Here is a 19,930-nt window from a genome sequence, read left to right as displayed (position 1 = left end):
TAAAATTTAAATCTTTAGTTCCGAATTTGACAGATCATCTTTTTGGATACTTCCTGATTTCCAAAAGATTTTCTTTGGTCAAAAATTCCTTTGCAACATTTTGAATCCTTTCTACACTCATTTCATCGATTGATTTCCTGCCTTCCAACAATACCTCCCATGGTATTCCAAAAGTCCTGATAGCTGAAAGCTGCCCATTCCAATAGTTGTTCCTTTTGAGGTTTTCTTCCAACGCTATCCTTCTTGTTTCCTTTACCTTATTGAGGTCTTCTTCAGTGGGTCCGTTTTCCTGGATTTTTCTTACTTCAGCCCATGCTGCATCTATCAGTTTATCCACCATATCAGGACTGCATGGAAAACCGATTGAAAATGAAAAATTTCCGACAGGCTGTATGCCCAAACTGCCATTTGCACCGACACCATAGACACCGCCAATTTCTTCTCTAAGGGTCTCAATCAGTTTGATGGTCAGAATTTCTCCCAAATAAGAAATACTGGAAGCTTTCTTTCTATCGTATTCCGTCTCCCCTGAAAAATATAGGATTACCTGACTTTTCTCATCAATACCTACTTCTATGGTTTCTGTTTTACCTCTTGGTGCCCGGATTCCCATATCCACAAATTGATCGGTATTTGATTTGTCAGAAGGTAAGCTTCCAATGTATTGTTCCAATAGTGGTTTAAATGTTACGAGATTGATATTGCCTGTAAAGAAGAATTCAAAATTGGCGGCATTGCCAACTCTGTCTGCGTAAATCTCCAATCCCCTTTCCATATCCACTTTGTCCAAATCCTCAGGATCATAGATACTCATCGCTCTCAAATTACCATTGGCAATAATCCTGTTCAGCTGTTTTGAGAATTGGTAATCGGGGTTTACCTGTGCTGATGCCAATTGGGTTTTTTGGTTGTTCATATACACTTCAAAAAGCTCCCTGTCTTTTCTGGGTTGGGTGAAATAGAGGTGAATCAGCTGCATTGTTGTTTGCAGATCTTTGGGAGAAGTAAATCCGGCTATATTTTGAGAATAGGTGCCAATATTTGGCGTTACAGACACACTTTTTCCCGCTAAAATTTTTCTGAGATCAGAAGGGGAAAAATCTCCTATTCCCATGATATTCACCAAAACCCCCGCATAGCTTGCTGAATAGTGGTCCACATCCCCATATACTGAAACACCGCCTTTACCAATAGCTGAAAAAACGATCTCATCATTTTTGAAATCAGTGGATTTAACAAATACCTTGACCCCATTGGAAAGAGTAATCTCTGAAACCTCAATAGACTCAATCGTTGAAATTTCCTCGATCTTGCCTGGTTGGGGTAAAATTTCAATGAGATTCTCTGCCAATAATTTTTCCTCATAAGGACTAAGAATCATATTATCCACCTCTTCAAATAGGGCTAGCATATTTTTTTTTTTTTCTCAGAAGGTAAATTCCCTTTTTCAGCATCCGGTGCGGTTACTATGATGACTCTATTTTCATTTCTCACAAGCAGTTTTGCCAGATCATTTATTTCCTGCAAGCTTATTGTTGGCAGGATTTCTTTATAGAATTCATATTTCCAAGCTTCTCCTTCAGCAAAATTACCTTCCAGAAAATGGTTGATATACCTGCCGACGATTGCCCGGGATTCCGCTTTGTCCATTTCTTTGAAAGCCCTTTCGGCACTATTCAGTACTGCTCGTTTTACCCGTTCCAATTCCTGAGCAGTAAATCCAAATTGGGCCACTCTTTCATTTTCTACGATCAAGGATTGAATGCCTGCCTCAACCTTTCCTGGGGCTACAACCCCTGAGGCTGAAAAATAATCCAGGTCTCTGACAAAATTGCCATAACCTGTGCCTGCAAAAATAAAGGGAGCGTCAGGTTTTTGCCTGATTTCATCCAGCCTTTGCGTTAGCATTCCCCCATATAAGGTTCGCAAGATCAAATTTCGGTAATCCCCTTTTGTTTGACTTGGAAGCGCTTTGTGTTTATAGAACAGCTGAATCTGAATCCCGGGTGCTTCTTCGTCGGTAAAAATGCCCACAAAAGTCTCCGAATGTTCCGGTACTTCGAATTGCTTTCTTTCGGTATATTTTTCCGGATTTTCCAGTCCCCCAAAATATTCTCGTATCAGAGATTCAAGTTTACCAGGATCTACATCTCCCACAGCAATTACCGCCATATTGTTGGGTCTGTACCAATCTCTATAGAATCTTCGAATGGTTTCGTATTCAAAATTTTCAATTATTTCCATTTTTCCAATGGGAAGCCGCTCGGCATATTTGCTATTATAAAGCATCAAGGGAAGATATTTGTCCTGCATCCTTTGGCTATAACCCTGTCCTGTCCGCCATTCTTCTACTATAATTCCCCTCTCCCCATCAATATCTGCTTCTTCCATCAGAATTCCCCCTGCCCAATCACTCATGACCAAAAACCCGCTTCGGAGTTTTTCCTCATCATCAGATGGAATTGGCAGGATATATACTGTCTCATCAAAACCCGTGTAAGCATTCAGATCTCTGCCAAATGACACCCCAATAGATTGCAGGTAAGAGATCAGTTCATTTTTCTCAAAATTTTTGGTGCCGTTGAAGGCCATATGTTCCGTAAAGTGTGCCAATCCCTGTTGGTCCTCATCTTCCAATATGGACCCGGCATTTACCGCCAACCTCAATTCCACTTTGTTTTCGGGTTTTGGGTTTTGCTGTATATAGTAGGTGAGCCCATTTTCCAATTTACCCATCCTCACGCGTGGGTCAAGCGGCACTTTTTGGTCTAAATCAGTTTGGGAAAGGCCTGTAACAATAAACCCAATAAAAAATATAAAATGGATAAAAAACTTGGTTCGCTTCATTTTTGCTGGGTTGAATTCTATGGTGTTCATTAACTTGGAATCAATTTTAAGTAATTTGTTTCTGTAATCTGAGAATTTATATAAATATTAGCCTATGTCAATTGGCATTATTGACAAATAAAGTTTTCACCAATCCATTTAAAAATGAAACAAATCATCTTGGTAGGCATTGGCGGCGGAGTTGGCAGTATATTGAGATATCTTGTCAAAGTAGCGGCAGAAAAGATATACGGAAATAGCTTCCCATTGGCCACGTTCACGGCAAATATGTTGGGCTGCCTGCTAATAGGTCTTTTGCTTGGTTATTTCACAAAAAATCAAAATATACCCGCTGATTGGTCCCTGCTTTTGATCACAGGATTTTGTGGAGGGTTTACCACTTTTTCTACCTTTTCATCAGAAAATCTAAATCTCATTCAATCAGGTAATTATTTTACAGCCATGGCATATATTTTGGGAAGTTTGATACTGGGTGTTTTGGCAGTTTTTGTGGGTTTTGGGTTGGTTAAATGAAAATGATTTTTAACCAATTTGAGAACTCTTGGTTAATTACATAAAGATATAATGATGAAAAAAATATTGATTACAGGAGGATCCGGGTTGGTGGGCAAGCAAATCACAGGACTGTTGGGAAAAAATGGCTACGAAGTCGCCTGGCTGAGCCGAAATCCTGAAAAGTATAAGCAAAAGTCTTTCGCATGGGATGTAAATGAGCAAACAATTGATCCTGAGGCTTTATTATGGGCAGACGGAATCATTCATTTGGCGGGGGAGGGTGTAGCGGACAAAAGATGGACCGCAGAGAGAAAAAAAGCTATTCTTCAAAGTCGGACACAATCCACATTACTGCTCAAACACGCAATAGAAAAATCGAATAAGAAGCCTGAAGTATTTGTATCGGCATCTGCCGTTGGCTATTACGGTTTTAATACAGGCGATGGATTAATTGATGAAAATGGGAAAACCGGAAATGATTTTTTAGCTCAGGTAGTAAACGCTTGGGAGGACGAAGTTGAAAAAATCGCTGAAGTCGGAATCCGCACGGTGTTGCTGCGGATTGGGATTGTCCTGGACAGTAAAGGGGGTGCTTTGGTAGAAATGCTCAAACCGCCTATTGCAGCCCCGCTTGGAGATGGGCAGCAATGGATGAGTTGGATAGCCATTGACGACCTGGCAAGGATGTTTCTTTTTGCCATTGAAAATGGAGAAATGAAAGGCATCTACAATGCAGTAGGTCCAAATCCTGCCACCAACGCGGAACTCACAAAAGCTGCTGCCAAGAAGGTCGGTAAAATTTTTGTGGGAATAGGTGTGCCGGGATTTGCTTTGAAAATTGTATTGGGTGAAATGGCCCAAATGGTTTTGGGTGGAAATAGGGTTTCGGCCAATAAAATCCTAAAGGCGGGTTTTGAGTTCAAATATCCTGAATTGGATGAGGCCTTAGAAAAAATTTACAACTCATAAAGTTGCCTTTTTCCCGATCAGAAACCAAAGTATAGTCCCTAAAAACGGCAAGAATATTACAACCAAAACCCATACGATTTTATCATTTTGTCCACCAAAATTACTGGAGACGACATCATAGATGGTATATGCATAAATGGCCAAGCCGACGATTCCTAGTCCAAACATTGTTTCCGAGGGTTAAAGTTTTTTTTGATTTTATTTATTTCTCCTTGGCAATTATTAAAATAAGATAGCCAACAGGATTGACAAATATTAAAATGATTGCCCATAATAATTTCAAAATAGGATTTTTATTTCACAGTGAAACCTTATTTTTACGCACCATTAAAGAAACGCGTTAAATTAATTATTTATATGCCTTACCTATTTACTTCAGAATCAGTATCTGAGGGTCATCCTGACAAAGTTGCGGACCAGATCTCAGATGCATTGATTGACAATTTTTTGGCTTTCGATCCTCGTTCCAAAGTAGCCTGTGAAACATTGGTCACCACCGGTCAGGTAGTGCTTGCCGGTGAGGTAAAATCAGAAACCTATCTCGACGTTCAAAAAATCGCAAGGGATGTGATCAACCGGATCGGCTATACCAAAGGCGAATACATGTTTGACGGTAATTCCTGCGGGGTGCTTTCCGCCATTCATGAACAGTCTCCCGATATCAATCAGGGAGTCGACAGGTCCAATCCCGAAGAACAGGGAGCAGGAGACCAGGGAATGATGTTTGGGTATGCTACCAAGGAAACAGATAATTATATGCCTTTGGCCCTGGAACTTTCACATAGAATCCTGAAAGAACTGGCCATGCTGAGAAGGGAAAAAAAGGATATTCCGTACCTGAGGCCTGATGCCAAATCACAGGTCACCATAGAATATTCGGATGATAATGTCCCCCAAAGGATTGACACCATTGTCATTTCCACCCAGCATGATGATTTTGATGATGAACCCAAGATGTTGGCCAAAATCAAAGAGGATCTGATACAGGTTCTCATTCCAAGAGTAATATCCAAACTGAAACCCAATATTCAGGCCTTGTTTACCGATGAGATCACTTACCATATCAATCCCACCGGGAAGTTTGTCATCGGAGGCCCTCATGGTGATACCGGTCTGACGGGAAGAAAAATCATTGTGGATACCTATGGCGGTAAAGGGGCCCATGGCGGCGGGGCATTTTCAGGCAAAGATCCTTCCAAGGTTGACAGGTCTGCGGCTTATGCCACCAGGCATATTGCTAAGAATATGGTGGCGGCAGGAGTGGCAGATGAAGTTCTGGTACAGGTTTCCTATGCGATTGGTGTTGCCAAACCTATGGGGATTTATGTCAATACCTATGGCACTTCGAAAGTAGGCATGGGAGATGGAGAAATTGCCAAAAAAATTGAGGCGATATTTGATATGAGACCCTATGCGATTGAGCAAAGGCTCAAACTCCGCAATCCAATCTATGAGGAGACTGCGGCCTATGGCCATATGGGCAGAGAAAATGAAGTGGTAAGCAAAACATTCAGAACACCTGATGGCAAGACCCTGACCTTTGATGTGGAACTGTTCACTTGGGAAAAGCTTGACTTTGTCGAAAGGATCAAAAAAGCATTTGATTTATAAAAGAAGCGGCTCACAGGCCGCTTTTTTGCTACTCACTTATTTATCAATGTTTGAAGTCCGTTTGTTCAATCTTCCTTTATTGCCAAATGGATTTCCTTTTGCGCCTGCCTAAGAGTGGTTTAATTTTCTTCTTTCAGGCTCATCTCCAGTTGCTTTTTTCTTTTTTCGGCTTCTTTCCTTTTCTTTTTGGGGACCTTGTCCTGACCCAGACCAAGACTACCCTTGAGACCGCTGAAAGTGGCCTTCCACCAATAATTAAAAACAAAGCGTTCTGTGTTTCTGGGCTCGTAAATGCTGGAACTGATTGGCTTCCTTAGGTATCGCCTTGGATTGTTACTTCTTACAGCAAAAGTATTCAATACAAAAGTCAAAATCCCTTTTCTTCCTGTTCCTTTTTCCAGAGTTCTTTCGTCAAGTAATTCGAGCTTTAGATCAGAATAGAGAATGACCATTCGGCCAATGGCTTCTTTTTCATCTGCTATAAAAGACCAATCAGCACCATTGATTTTTCCACGGGTAACCCGGACAAAAGCATTTGGTTCTAAAATGGAATTTAGCTGATCCAGATCAAATTCCCCTAACTGCGCATTGACATTTATAGGGTAAGGGTCGTCAAAAAAGAAATGAGCTTGCAAATTCAAATCGGCCCGGCCATTTAATTTGGCATTTGCTAACAAAAACATTTTTTCATTTGGATAGACTGCATCTTCTTTTACCAAATTGAAAGGATATAGTGCTGCATTCAGTTTGTTAAATGATAACTGTCCCGGGATCATTCCAACTTCCGGAAACTCAAAATAATTAATGGCAGCATTTTCAATAAAGAGGGAATCAACCGAAACATCCATGCCTGCCTTTTGCATTAATTCCTGTGGCATGTACCTATGGATACCCGGTTCTCTTTCATATCTTTTATCTCTGAAAATATCCGCTACCAAATCCGTCAGCCTTACAGATTTGGCTATCACTTTCCTGTTATCCACAAATTCAATCAAATCAGGTTTTTGGATTATAATGGAGGGAATATGGACACTTGCCACATCTACTTGGGAGTTTACAATCCGGTTATACTGATATCTGCCATACCTGGGAAGGAATTCCACATCTGTCAATTTTATCTCATCTTTTGTTAAAGAAACCAATCCTATTTTCAGTTTATTGAGACTGTCTGCCAAGAGGATTTCATAATTTGGAAATGAAATTCCAAAGTCTTTTTTAAGAAATATATTCTTATCGATGGACTCCATATCCGACAGATCAAATTCCAGTTCCTGAATCCCAAAATTCAACGAATTGAATTCGAAAGGTTCTCTTACAGCTTTTTTATCAAAAATGGCCAGATTTCCTTCCATCATTTCAAAATCATCTATTCTCAGGCTTTCCAGAAAATTTTTCTCAGAGGATTTCTTCGTTTTGCTGCCTTTTTGGAGTTTTTCCCCATCAATGAAAATTTCAAGGTCCGGTCTGAATAGTCTCAATTCTTTGATCCATAGGTCCTTACTGGTCTGCAGTTCAGTTAGTGAATTGGTTTTGATCAGGACGGTAGGAATATGGCCTGAAAAAACAGGGGAACCAGGTTTACCGAATAGATTTTTTGGTATGACCCTAAAGTTATTCAATAAAATGCCCTCGTATCTGGTATCCAATTCTACCTTTGAAAAGGTAACCTGATGGATACTGTCATTCAGTGTCAACCAAAATTCGTCAATACCCAAAGATAATCCCTCAAAAAATCCGGCAATTTCTCCTTTCGAGATTTTAGCAGAATCCAAAAAGAAATTAAAGACGGAGAGGTTAATACCGGTATTGACCAATTCCCTTTGGGTTCCCTGGTCCTTGAATGAAACACTGAATTGGGCGTTATTGGCCTCAATAGTATCAATCATGAAAATTTCAATATTCTTTGGCAATCCTCTTTCTGAGGTTCTTTTTTTTCGCCTTGCAGTTTGAGAAGCAGTTTCTTCCCAATCATTGTTGATAAGAAGGTCTACCGAGGAACCGGTTAGTTTGACTTTTTCAAGATTGAGTGTATTCTCAAACAAGAATGCTTCAAGCCCCACTCCCGTAAAAGAAAGTGATGGGATTTCAGCTATAATTTTTGTTTTGTCCGAAAAAGTCTCACTCGGAGTGATCTTTACATTACTGGTGATGATTTCTTCAGTTGAACTGTTGAAGCTAATTCTATCGGCCACGATATTGTATTTCCCATCTCCAAAACTGAACACATAATTGTTCAAGCTTAAATCAACCTCTTCTGAAAAAAGAGAATTAATTGCATTGGTGTTTATCCCTTCGTAGATGTGGAAGTTTTTGACTGATAAAGAGACTTCATCTTCCGAAAATCTCTTTGTTCGTTCATCAGCATAGTTTTCATAATTGACTTTAGCCTTGTTGATTACAACTGCGTCAACCTTGACTTCTGAAAAGTAGTTGTTCAACAGACCCAACAATTCTCTTTTTTCAATTTTATCGGTGTCATCATCTTTTATTTTAGCCCGATGCCGGTATATATTGATTGCCGGAGAAGGGATCCTGATTTCCTCAACGAGCAGTTCTCCCTCAAAATAGGCTCTGGGAATATCCACTCCCAAAGCTTCAAATTGGGGAACAAATATATCCACTGAAGTTGTGACGCCATACCTGTCCAAAACGTTGTCAATAAAGCCCTTATACAAAGGCTGCAGCGCAAAACCATTGATTTTAATCATCCTGCTTTTGGTATCCAAAAAAATCTTGTCTGCTTTGAACACATGTAAATTGTCGGCCAATTTTAATGCATAATCTTCCAGCTCCAACTGCAAGTGATCAGCCCAAAAAATTCCTTTGGCACTGGACTCTTTGGTAGCTTGATCCAATGCAAAGTTTTCCAAAACAATACTTATTTTGCCAAAAGAAAGACTGTCCTGCCTGATTCTGATATTGTTGTCCACAATCAAGGATCCATCCTTGATGACTAACTTTTCAACATAAATTGCTTCCAAATAATCATTCGATAATTTTTTGAGATCAAAGGGTTCTCTTTTTTTATTGCGTGACTTTAAGTCTTTTAAAAGGATATCAGGGTTATTGATCTCTATTTCACTTACATCGACAATTCTTTCGTTATAGGTTTTTTTGAGATTCGCATTTTTGATCATCAGGCCGGGGACTTCAATATTGAAAAGGCTGGTTTCATCATCACCATCTTTAACATTGATCGGAAATAGATGAAAACCGTCAATGGTTATCTCGTCCGAAAAAGAGGATAATTTTACAAAATCACCTGTAATCCAATGAATGCTGTCCCCGAGGGCCAAATCCACCTTATATAACTCTACCGAGGCATTGTCTGCATAAAAAAACTGATCCTGCTTTTTTGACTCATCGGGACCCACATAAAAATCCTCCATTTTAAAATCAATCCTCTCAGCATTAATTTTGTGTTTATCAAATTCAGAGATCGCTCTTTGGGTAAATTTACCCTCATCAATTGTAAATTGTTTGATATTGATGGAAGCAAGGATCCCTTCTATCAGATTATAAAAATCAAAGGCTTTTGATTCGGTATCTTTTTTCTCCTCCGCTCCTTCATAAAGATTGAAAATGGGTTTTTGGAGCTTAAGTTCACCTATTTCAACTTCAGAAGTATAAAACACCTTATTGATATCTGCATCACTCAACAACAAATTTTCCAGATCAATCTGAAAATAAGTAGAAGAATACCCACCAAAATCAGGTATGATATTTACTTTTTTTGCTTTGATATAATTTTCAATAGAAGACACATTTATTTCTGTCGCTTTCACTGTATGGATACTGTCAGAAAGCAATACCTCAAAATTATCCAGGTCAAAAGAAAATCCTTCTGCATTGAATGGAGTCTCAGGGAATCTCATCTGCAAAAGCTGTATGTCTTTGAGGTAAATACTGGTGTTTTCCGCCTTGATCTCTTTTTGGGCAATGAAATTTTTAAGCAGAACATCTGCATCCTTAATATTGATATTCCTTATTCTTATCTCATTTAACCTGGAGCTCAAAAAAGATTTTTTAATCTCATTTTGTAAAGTGCTGAGGGGAGAGGGCCCATTGGAAACTTCAAGAGAATCCATTTTATCCATTCTGGAATCAATTACCGGACTTGTCAGGTCTATATTTCCAATTACGATTTCTTTCTTACGGAAAAGGTAATTTAATTTTGTAATGGAAAGTTCAGGAATTGCTACCTTATAATATGGTGTCGTAGAAAATTCATCAAATTTGTCCTCGACAGGATTTATAGTAAACCCTTCGAAAGTTATCCCTCTTTGGAACAATAGTATATGAAACGTTTCAAAATCAATCTCATATTTATTGTTTGAAGCTTTTGTGACTTTTTCTTTCAAATAGTTTCGCAGAAAAAAATCAGCCCCGAAATAAAATGTAACCTGGAGCACCAACAAAAATAAAACTATACCTCCTGTTATCTTGAGGTACTTTTTCTTTTTGGCTTTACCAACTATGCTTTGTTCGTTTTTATTTTCCATTAGGTCCACTACTCTAGTAAAAGTAATACAAAACCTTCGGAAAGAAAGAATGGAATATTCCCATTTTCTTAGAATAACAAAGAGGAATCCTGAATCTGTTATGAACAGGCCAGAATTCCTCTCAGAGAAATATAATCCAAAATTGCTGTAGGAGAAGGATTCGAACCTCCACGGGGTAGTTAGGTAATATCAGAGCTCTTGATAAACTTTATTCAATCCTTTTAGGGATCCCCACCCCCGAGACAGGAGGGCTTGTCTGCCAGTTTCAACATCCTACAATATGCTGTGTTTATCTTGAAGACGGGTCAAAATTAACAAAGCGAGTCATTTATTAAAATTAATTTAAACAAAAGAATATTTATTTACAATATTTTTAATTTTAATACTAAATAATTTCCATAAATGTAATTTCGTGTTGAATATCACAACTAAATTAAATTTTTTTCAAAGCAGTTTTGCAGAAATTTCAAAACTATTGACTTAGGATTGTTTTTTGAACAGTATCAAAAAAAAAGCTGTGAAAATATTTCACAGCTTTAGTCAATTAACAATAAACCCAAAATAACCGGATGTAGGAGAAGGATTCGAACCTTCGGGATTTTTTAGGATTCCCGCCATTTTTTTGATCCCACATGATAAATTACAAGAAGTAACTTATTTAAATTAACCCTACAAAGTTAAACAGAAATCCAATAAATTAATATAATTATAAATTTTATAATGAAAAATTACAGTTTTTGTAAAATAATCGAATTTTATTTCGAATAAAAAAAATTAAATCGATTGCGGAAGTTTGAATTTTAAAAACTTAGCAACTGATTTTCAGTTTCCAAAAGGAATTTTTTGCCATAATTGAAAAAATCCGGATAAAAACCTTGGCAATAATCAGTTTTCAAATTGCACGTAGTTCTCCCATTTTTCCATAACAGCTGCAAAATCAGGAGCTAAGGGTGTTTCAAAAAACATTTTTTCCTTGGTGATAGGATGGATAAATCCGAGAGACATAGCATGTAAAGCCTGGCGGGGCATCAAATCAAAACAATTCTGAATGAAAGTCTTATATTTTGCGAATTGAGTTCCTTTTCTGATTTTATCACCTCCGTACATGGCGTCATTGAACAATGGATGCCCAAGAAATTTCATGTGGGTCCTGATTTGATGTGTTCTGCCTGTTTCCAGATTACATTGGATCAAAGTGACATACCGTAACCTTTTTATCACTTTCCAGTGTGTCACTGCGTGTTTGCCTTGGGAACCGTCGGGATAGGATTCCATTACTTTTCTATCTTTGGGACTCCTTCCTACATGGGCTACAATAGTCCCCTTGTCTTCTTTGGGTTCTCCCCAGATCAAAGCCAGATAGGTCCGTTCAATAAGGTGATGAAAAAATTGATGCGCCAAGTCTGTCATAGCAATCTCAGATTTGGCTATCACCAAGAGTCCTGAAGTATCCTTGTCAATTCGGTGAACTAATCCCGGTCTTCCCGTATTTCCGGGAAGGGTGGGTAACTGATTGAAATAATAAACCAACCCATTGACAAGTGTTCCTGTCCAGTTTCCATGGGCAGGATGGACCACCATGCCTGCGGGTTTATTCACAATTAAAAGATAGTCATCTTCGAAGATGATATCAAGAGGAAGGGGTTCAGCAAGCACTTCGGTGTGTAAAACCGGTTTTTCCATGAAAACCTTGATTTCATCCAATGGTTTTATCCTGTAATTGGATTTGATTCGCTTACCGTTGACCAATACATTTCCTGCATCAATGGCATTCTGAACTTTATTTCGAGTGGAATTGGCCACCTTATCTGTCAGGAATCTATCAATCCTGATCAAACTTTGTCCTTTATCCACAACAAAGCTGTGGTGTTCAAACAATTCTACTTCTTCCTCTTCAAAATTTTCGGGACCGATTCGCTCTTCCATGTCACAAAAATAAGGGCATTTAAGCAAGTTTTGGTTATTTTGGGTATTATTACCAAAAAGAGCTGTTAAACCCCAATGAAATACCGACCCAAGAACTTTTTTTTCCTCTATTAAAGGAAAAAGGGATCAGGCTTTCCATCAAAAGGCTGGACCAGGTTCATGATTTGGCTTCTGGAAATAAGTTTTTTAAACTAAAGTATAATTTGGAGGAAGCAAAAAGGCAGCATAAATCACTGCTTCTCACTTTTGGAGGTGCATTTTCCAATCATATTTATGCCTTGGCCGCTGCTTCTCAAAGACTGGGATTTGAATCAATTGGAGTAATCCGCGGCGAAAGAACTTTGCCTTTGAATCCTACTTTGGCATTTGCAGAATATACCGGTATGCATTTACATTATTTAAACAGGAGCGAATACCGGAGGAAAAACGAAGAGGAAATCCTTCAAAATCTGAAAGAAAAATTCGGGGACTTTTATCTTATCCCCGAAGGAGGAACCAACGAATTGGCTATAAAAGGGACAAAAGAGATTCTGACAGATGCTGATTTGGAGTTTTCCCATATTGCCACTTCAATCGGAACAGGAGGAACTTTTGGTGGATTGGCCGGCAGTATAGGAAAAGATCAACATCTACTGGGTTTTTCTGCTTTGAAGGGAGATTTTATTTTCAAAGAAATGGAGGATTTGATCAAAAAATACAAAATCTTAGTTTCAGGTAAGTATCAAATAATCAACGGATACCATTTTGGAGGCTATGGCAAGACCAAACCGGAACTGATCGCCTTCATCCGCCAATTTTATAACCAATTCCAAATACCCTTAGACCAGGTATATACAGGTAAATTGATGTTTGGAATTTTTGATCTTATCGAGCGGGATTTTTTTCCTGAAGACTCGCATATATTGGCTATCCATACAGGCGGGTTGCAGGGTATAGCAGGATTCAACCAAAAATATGGAACCGAGCTCCCTTTATGATTCCTTTAGGGTAAAAAAATCCTCGTTTTCCTGAGGTACAATATTGATTACATTGGCCAAAACAAGACGGACTAGCGTTTTGGAAGCTAAAAATACAGGCAACTTAGCCACTTGTTGGAATTCCTTTAAGGTAATCTTTCCTTTTTCGTGCAGGGTTTTAAGAAGAATGTTTTCTTTTTCGCCATAGGTAAAAACCATATCCTTTGGGGTTTTACTCCGTCTCAGGATCTCCCACATTTCCCGACTGGCCTGAATACTCCTATCCTTCACTCGTACAAAAGCTTTTTTTCTCTTCTCTTCTACCAGAAAATGTGGTCTGTTTGTCGATTTATTGATAACAAATACCGCGACTCCTTTTTTTGGATTTAACTTAATGACATTTATCTCATAGTGCAGTGGAGGATGGATATGTTCTGAAATGGCTTTTTCCATGACAAACACCTCTTCTTCTATAAATCGCTGACCACTGACCGTGCCGTCATCATCCACTCCGATCAATAAATATCCACCTTCAGTATTTGCCAGTGCAATCAGTTCCCTAACGATTTTTTCCGGAAATGCCGCTTTCTTTTTGAATTCCACTTTCAGGCCTTCTCCCTGCTTTGCAATTTTATGTATTTCTTGTAAAGTCATTTTGGAAATAGGGTAAGTAATGATTTGAGTGGTTGCGTTGGATAATAACTGAATTGTCCTCTTTTTTGTCAGTTTCCTGCCTTCACTTGTGATAGAATTAGCAGGTTTTGGTGAATAGCAATAATTAGTTACAAAATGGGCCAATTCAAATTCACATCGTAATCATTTCGGGGAAACTGGTATTGGTACGTGGTACTTTATACTTTGTATAATTGTCAAATCTTCCCATTAAAGGCTATCTTTTCTCGCTTCTCGCTTCTCCCTTTCCAACCTCTGTTTAAACCCCTCGTTTCATCTGCTCCAATCTGTTTTTCATACCCTGCCATTCATCCCTCAACCGGGCTGCTTCCATAAAGTTCAATTCTTTGGCTGCCTTTTCCATCATTTTTTGGGTCTGCACGATCAGCTTTTCAAGTTTGTCTTTACTGAGGTATTGAACTATTGGGTCAGCTGCTACCAAAGACTCTGCATTTATCGTTTCTTCATAGGTTTTTGCATTTCTCTTGTTGTCAGCCACTTTTGTCTGACCCATGATTTTATCTTTTGACCTGATGATTGTCGTAGGAGTAATTCCATGCGCTTCATTATAGGCTATCTGATGACTTCTCCGCCTCTTGGTTTCATCTATCGCCATCCGCATCGATTCAGTGACTTTATCCGCATACATGATTACTTTCCCGTTTTCATTTCTTGCAGCTCTTCCGATTGTCTGAACCAAACTTCTCTCGTTTCTTAGAAAGCCTTCTTTATCAGCATCCAAAATCGCAACCAAAGAAACCTCAGGTAAATCAAGCCCTTCCCTCAATAAATTTACCCCTACAAGTACATCAAAAATCCCCAACCGGAGTTCCCGGAGAATTTCAACCCTGTCCAAAGGCTTGACCTCAGAATGGATATACCTGCTTTTGACACCTGTTTTTTCGAGGTATTTTTGAAGTTCTTCAGCCATTCTTTTGGTTAAGGTAGTGACCAATACCCTATCTCCTGATTTGATTCTCTCGTCGATTTCCTCTAACAAATCATCGATTTGGTTAGCACTTGGCCGGACATCAATGATGGGATCCAAAAGCCCGGTTGGCCTGATAATCTGTTCCACTACAACTCCCCCGGTTTTCGCAAGTTCAAAATCAGCAGGGGTGGCACTAACATATATGGCCTGATTGATCAGACTTTCGAATTCGTCAAAATTCAGTGGACGGTTATCCATAGCTGAGGGAAGACGGAAGCCATATTCTACCAAATTCACCTTTCTTGACCGGTCTCCACCCCACATTCCCCGCACCTGTGGAAGAGTCACATGACTTTCATCCACCACCAAAAGGAAATCATCAGGAAAATAATCGATCAGACAGAAGGGCCTTGTCCCCGGTAGTCTTCTATCGAAATACCTGGAATAATTTTCCACTCCCGAACAATAGCCCAATTCGCGGATCATTTCCAGATCAAATTCTGTCCGCTCTTTTAATCTTTTGGCCTCAATGAGTTTCATGTCCTTTTCAAAAAAGGAAACCTGTGCCATCAGGTCATCCTGAATTTCATGGATGGCGGTATCGATGACGTCCCTGCCTGTTACAAAAAGATTTGCTGGGAAAATGGAAATGATTTTTTCATCGGAAAGTTTTTTTCCGGTTGCAGGATCTATTCTTTGGATGGCTTCGATTTCATCACCCCAGAAGAAAATACGGAAAGCAAAATCCGCATAGGCAACAAAAATGTCAACAGTATCCCCTTTTACCCTGAAGGTTCCATGGGTCATCTCATTGTTGGTCCGGCTGTACAGGATATCTACCAGTTTGAAGAGCAGCTGATTTCTTGGAATCCGGTCTCCTTCCTGAAGACGGATGACATTTTTACCAAATTCCTCAGGGTTTCCGATACCATAAATGCAGGAAACAGAAGCGACTACGATCACATCTCTTCTCCCGGACAAAAGGGCTGATGATGCACTGAGTCTCAGTTTTTCAATTTCTTCGTTGATGGAAAGATCTTTTTCTATATAGGTCCCACTTGTGGGGATAAACGCCTCCGGTTGATAATAATCGTAATAGGAAATAAAATATTCTACGGCATTTTCAGGGAAAAATTGTTTGAATTCTCCATAAAGCTGTGCTGCCAAAGTCTTGTTGTGGCTCAAAATCAAAGTCGGTTTTTGGACCTGTTGGATCACATTAGCGACGGTAAAGGTTTTACCTGAACCTGTAACACCCAAAAGAACTTGTGCAGGCTCCCCATCATGGATGCCTTTTACCAGCTCTTTGATGGCATTTGGCTGATCCCCTGTGGGTTTGAATTCTGATACTAATTTGAAGTCCATGTTAGTCGGCTTGTAAGAAGTTTATAACAACGGTCGACCGGTAAATAGTTTAAGAAATGGAAAGATTATGCAATTTGTTCCACACTGAACTTTTTCAGGTTATAATAGAGAAAATTGGTACGGAGCAGGATCACAAGAAGAATGGGTATAATACTGGAATGAAAAGACTGCCAACCGAATATCCAGAAGACAAGTGTCATATTGGCTAAAATCATAGCAGCCATCAAATATCTATTCACCCAGGGTTTGGTATTCTTTCTGAGGAGTGCAATTGCCAGAAAAAGGTGTCCTGGGAAAGCCCACAGAATGTTCCAATTGTATTTGGTCTGAGAATGAAAAGTAAAAAACCAAAGCAAAACCACCAATAATCCCAACAATCCCAAAACACTGAAAAAGGCAATATCAAAACCTTTGAAAAGCCTTTTTCTTCTAAATCCAATATAGGTCAGGATAAACACTGCCATAGCGAAAGCCCACCATATGATATGTGGATTCCATAAATCCAATACGGCTGTTCTTTCGGGAAAATCCAGGATAATCCTATTTTCTTTTACCAAGGGTCGGGTCGGTCCATCTCCTACTATCATAGCCCTACCGAAAGCAGTTTCCATGTAATCGGGTAAAAACTGTTTTTCTCTTTCTTCCGCCTTCACATCGATGACCGATCCCAAAGCCAGATCAATTCCGAAATCTGCCCAAGGAAGTCTATATACATATTCATCAATAAGGTTTCGGAAAGTTTTTTCTTCTGCCAATAGGTCTTCATTCCAATCCAACTGATCTCCCAAAATTTCTTCCATTGCATCCCTGATTCGGGTCGCACAATTGTCATAAAAGAAATCGTATCGATAGAAACGGTTTTGTGGCAAATAATTGATCTGAAGGAATTTATACATTTCCATTGTTTGTTCCGGGCTAAGGTCCAAGATCTGCTCTCTCACACTTCTTCGATTGTAATTATATTCCATCAAAAACCGATCGAAGGTGGTCACACTGAGCATATAGTCCAAAGTCCTTTGGGTGAATTTGACATAAAAAAAAGGCACATTGAAATCAAAGGTTCCATAATTAAAAACGAAATCCTGTCCGCTGTTTTTGTCAAGAACCCTAATGGCATTATGTCCAAATGCAGAATACAATTCATCTCCAGGATCACAGGTCAATAAACTGACCTGAAAATCCTGTGCAGCCACTAAAAAATTAAACGGATAAATAAACGTATAAGTGATTATGATTTTTTTAAAAAGAGCCGTCATAAATTTAAATTAATGTGGTTTCCAAAACTTTTTCAAAGATGGATTTTTTTAAAGACAATTATTTCAGGATTGCTCCAAATTCAGGACGAATTTATTGGAATTATATTGTTTTTACTTTAATGGCCTTTTTAATAGGCCAAGGACTTCATGCACAAATTCCTTTGGAAGTTGGGGATTTCCGTACAGTGGCCTCTGGGGATTTTGATAATATATCTATTTGGGAAGTTTGGAATGGGACTGATTGGCAACCTGCAGGTGGTAAGCCAAGCATGGGGAACAATATATTTATTGATTTTCAGAATGAAATCAGACTGACAGGAAACGAATCTGTCAATACAGTTTATTTTAACGCTGAGGGATCAACTGGCAATAAAATAAATTTACAGATTTATGCTATGGAAGTCTTTGGCTCCTTTCGATTGATGGTAAGGTCCGGGAGTGATTATGTAACAGTAGGGAATAGTGCAGCAATGACACTGAATGATTGGATTTATCCGGTTACAGGCGAAGTAATTTTCAAGGGAAGTTCAAGGAATGTTGTAGATAGGTCATCTTGGAGCGCTCAAAACACCAGAAGTAAATTTACCGTAATTTTCGACCCGGATCCAGGGGAAACTTTAACTGTAAATGCAGCACTTAAATCTACCGGATTTATAATTCAATCAGGTACTGTTTTTCAAACCTTAAATTCAGACGGGATTCCAGCTTGTTCAACTTTTTCCTTTAATGATCAGCCATTATTTAACGGAACAGGGCCTTTTGGTGATTTCATTATTGAGCCCGGAGCTACTTTGATTTCAGAATGCCATGGTTCACCAAATCCTCAAATCATTAGAAGAACAAATGCAATTCCAGCCAACCTATTCCACCTAAAGCCCGGAGGCAATTTGGTGCTTTTGGGAAATGAACCGGTTATGGATGCGGCCAATTTCCTTTTTGAAGGCAACGTCTATTACAGGTCCAATTCTGGGAATCAACGCTTGGTCAGAACCTCATTGGCCGGTTCAGGAAATCCCAAAACCTATAACAACCTGCTGTTTGAAAATGCCTCCAACAAACTCTTACCTGATTCAGTCTTTTTGAGAGGAGATTTTGCCCGATTGTCAGGAGGTGATATTTTGGAAGGCCCTACCTATTTAAAATTTGAAGGTTCTGGTATTCAACAAGTTGTCAACTGGCAAATGGATCTTCAGCAGATTGAGGTAAACAAACCATCGGGAAGGGTGGTGCTTTCTTCTGACCTGCGTGCCAAATCCAATTTTTTCATGAAACAAGGTCAGGTTGTTTTCAACGGTTTTGACCTTTTTGTCAATACTTCGGGAAGTGGAATCCTCGAGTTTATGGGCGGAAGATGGCTTAACCTTCATCGGCTCCATTACCAAAATATTCCGGTTGTTTTAAATTCGACCAATGCTACATTCCCGTTTGAGGATACCTATCAGGGCGGAATCCGCAAAATCCAGTTGAGGGGTAATTCCCCGGGTGGAAATCTATCCATAAGGTTCATAGAAATTCCGGGGGCAAATTGGGACCCGATGTTTGACGATTCTGATGGGACCCCCATTTTATACCAATTGAAAAGTTACTTTGAATTTTCGGATTTGTCTCCAAGTACCGAAGATATTGAAATGAGGATTTCTGCGGAGAATTTGATTGTAGATGATGTGGATGATATCAGAATTGTCAGCAACGGGATAGCCGCACCAGGAAGCCACTTGCCCGGAACAGAACCTGATACCCTTTGGGCAAGGAGGGATTTGCAATTTGGCGCGTTAAATGGAGTGACATTTACAGTGGGAAGTTATCGTACGCTTTCAATTCTTCCCGTAACATGGCTTGATTTCCAAGCCCTTTGGAAAAATGGTGAAACCCAAATTTCCTGGTCCACGGCAAAGGAATCCGATAATAAAAGATTTTTGATCTACAGATCATTAAATGGTCTGGACAATTACCATTTGGTGGGTGAAGTCCTGTCAAAAGGCAATAGTGAGACTGTTCAACAGTATAGTTTTTCTTATGTTGAGAAATTGACTTCAGCGAATGTCTATTTCAGGATAAAACAAGTGGATCAAAATGGCGAAGGCAGTTATGGAAAAGTGTTTCGCTTGGAAGGTTTCAAAAACCCTGTTTTGGAATCCAATTTACGTCTTTGGCCCAATCCCTACACCTCAGGACCAATCCATATTTCAGTCCCAGATAATTTGAATAAAAGACTGGTTGAGTTAAAGATTTTTGACTCCATGGGCCATATTCATTATTCAGGAAGTTTTGCTGAAGGTCAATTGGAGCAGATTTTGGAGAGTTTACATCCGGGTCTTTACCTATTGGAATTAAGCGATAATAAGGAAAGGCATCTTCTGAGATTTGTTAAAAAATAAACAAGAGTTTGACCGCCCAAAA

General features: G+C 39.2%; 13 protein-coding genes. 5 read left to right on the top strand and 8 right to left on the bottom strand.

The window, feature by feature from the left end:
- Nucleotides 1–34 precede the first annotated feature (34 nt).
- Together B9A52_RS26085 and B9A52_RS26080 are read right to left on the bottom strand one after the other, a co-directional pair.
- On the bottom strand, nucleotides 35–1,411 hold the full coding sequence (locus B9A52_RS26085; protein WP_231955491.1) for a M16 family metallopeptidase: 1,377 nt from the start codon (nucleotides 1,409–1,411) through the stop codon (nucleotides 35–37).
- Nucleotides 1,405–2,847, bottom strand: coding sequence for a M16 family metallopeptidase (locus tag B9A52_RS26080; protein WP_231955490.1), 1,443 nt, complete (start codon nucleotides 2,845–2,847; stop codon nucleotides 1,405–1,407). The genes B9A52_RS26085 and B9A52_RS26080 overlap by 7 nt, the downstream gene beginning before the upstream one ends.
- Before the next feature lie 144 nt (nucleotides 2,848–2,991).
- Here B9A52_RS26080 and crcB point away from each other — a divergent pair, with 144 nt between their 5' ends.
- Together crcB and B9A52_RS04585 are read left to right on the top strand one after the other, a co-directional pair.
- Complete coding sequence (gene crcB / locus B9A52_RS04590) at nucleotides 2,992–3,360, top strand: fluoride efflux transporter CrcB (protein WP_084119191.1); 369 nt, start codon at nucleotides 2,992–2,994, stop codon at nucleotides 3,358–3,360.
- Between the two features lie 54 nt (nucleotides 3,361–3,414).
- Entirely contained in the window at nucleotides 3,415–4,311 is an 897-nt protein-coding gene (locus tag B9A52_RS04585; protein WP_084123392.1) for a TIGR01777 family oxidoreductase, read from the top strand.
- On the opposite strand, the gene B9A52_RS04580 is transcribed toward B9A52_RS04585, so the two are convergent.
- Entirely contained in the window at nucleotides 4,306–4,479 is a 174-nt protein-coding gene (locus tag B9A52_RS04580; RefSeq protein WP_084119190.1) for a PLDc N-terminal domain-containing protein, read from the bottom strand. The two genes, B9A52_RS04585 and B9A52_RS04580, sit on opposite strands and share 6 nt — an antisense overlap.
- Before the next feature lie 189 nt (nucleotides 4,480–4,668).
- Between B9A52_RS04580 and metK the strand changes: the two genes are divergently transcribed.
- Nucleotides 4,669–5,922, top strand: a complete 1,254-nt coding sequence (metK, locus tag B9A52_RS04575) for a methionine adenosyltransferase (RefSeq protein WP_084119189.1) — start codon at nucleotides 4,669–4,671, stop codon at nucleotides 5,920–5,922.
- Nucleotides 5,923–6,041: 119 nt separating this feature from the next.
- On the opposite strand, the gene B9A52_RS04570 is transcribed toward metK, so the two are convergent.
- Together B9A52_RS04570 and B9A52_RS04565 are read right to left on the bottom strand one after the other, a co-directional pair.
- Nucleotides 6,042–10,424 (bottom strand): AsmA family protein, encoded by a 4,383-nt coding sequence (locus B9A52_RS04570; RefSeq protein WP_084119188.1) that lies wholly within the window; start codon nucleotides 10,422–10,424, stop codon nucleotides 6,042–6,044.
- A gap of 885 nt (nucleotides 10,425–11,309) precedes the next feature.
- Nucleotides 11,310–12,350 carry an RluA family pseudouridine synthase gene (locus B9A52_RS04565; protein WP_084119187.1) on the bottom strand — a complete coding sequence of 347 codons (1,041 nt, stop codon included), beginning with the start codon at nucleotides 12,348–12,350 and terminating at the stop codon, nucleotides 11,310–11,312.
- A 62-nt stretch (nucleotides 12,351–12,412) separates the two neighbouring features.
- On the opposite strand from B9A52_RS04565, the gene B9A52_RS04560 reads away from it, so the two are divergent.
- The gene (locus B9A52_RS04560) at nucleotides 12,413–13,327 is read left to right on the top strand and encodes a 1-aminocyclopropane-1-carboxylate deaminase/D-cysteine desulfhydrase (RefSeq protein ID WP_084119186.1); all 915 of its coding nucleotides are present in this window, start codon (nucleotides 12,413–12,415) and stop codon (nucleotides 13,325–13,327) included.
- Here the strand turns inward: B9A52_RS04560 and B9A52_RS04555 are convergent.
- The 3 genes from B9A52_RS04555 to B9A52_RS04545 form a co-directional block, all read right to left on the bottom strand.
- Nucleotides 13,322–13,960: an AlbA family DNA-binding domain-containing protein gene (locus B9A52_RS04555; RefSeq protein WP_084123391.1), complete on the bottom strand. Its 639-nt coding sequence runs from the start codon at nucleotides 13,958–13,960 to the stop codon at nucleotides 13,322–13,324. The genes B9A52_RS04560 and B9A52_RS04555 overlap by 6 nt on opposite strands.
- Nucleotides 13,961–14,237: 277 nt before the next feature.
- Nucleotides 14,238–16,274: an excinuclease ABC subunit UvrB gene (gene uvrB, locus B9A52_RS04550; protein ID WP_084119185.1), complete on the bottom strand. Its 2,037-nt coding sequence runs from the start codon at nucleotides 16,272–16,274 to the stop codon at nucleotides 14,238–14,240.
- Nucleotides 16,275–16,339: 65 nt separating this feature from the next.
- Nucleotides 16,340–17,530, bottom strand: a complete 1,191-nt coding sequence (locus tag B9A52_RS04545; protein ID WP_084119184.1) for a lipoprotein N-acyltransferase Lnb domain-containing protein — start codon at nucleotides 17,528–17,530, stop codon at nucleotides 16,340–16,342.
- Nucleotides 17,531–17,568: 38 nt separating this feature from the next.
- Between B9A52_RS04545 and B9A52_RS04540 the strand changes: the two genes are divergently transcribed.
- Nucleotides 17,569–19,908 (top strand): T9SS type A sorting domain-containing protein, encoded by a 2,340-nt coding sequence (locus B9A52_RS04540; RefSeq protein ID WP_084123390.1) that lies wholly within the window; start codon nucleotides 17,569–17,571, stop codon nucleotides 19,906–19,908.
- Nucleotides 19,909–19,930: the final 22 nt, after the last annotated feature.

The sequence above is a fragment of the Aquiflexum balticum DSM 16537 genome (assembly GCF_900176595.1).
GTDB lineage: Bacteria > Bacteroidota > Bacteroidia > Cytophagales > Cyclobacteriaceae > Aquiflexum > Aquiflexum balticum.
This window is presented reverse-complemented; position numbering and strand designations above follow the sequence as displayed.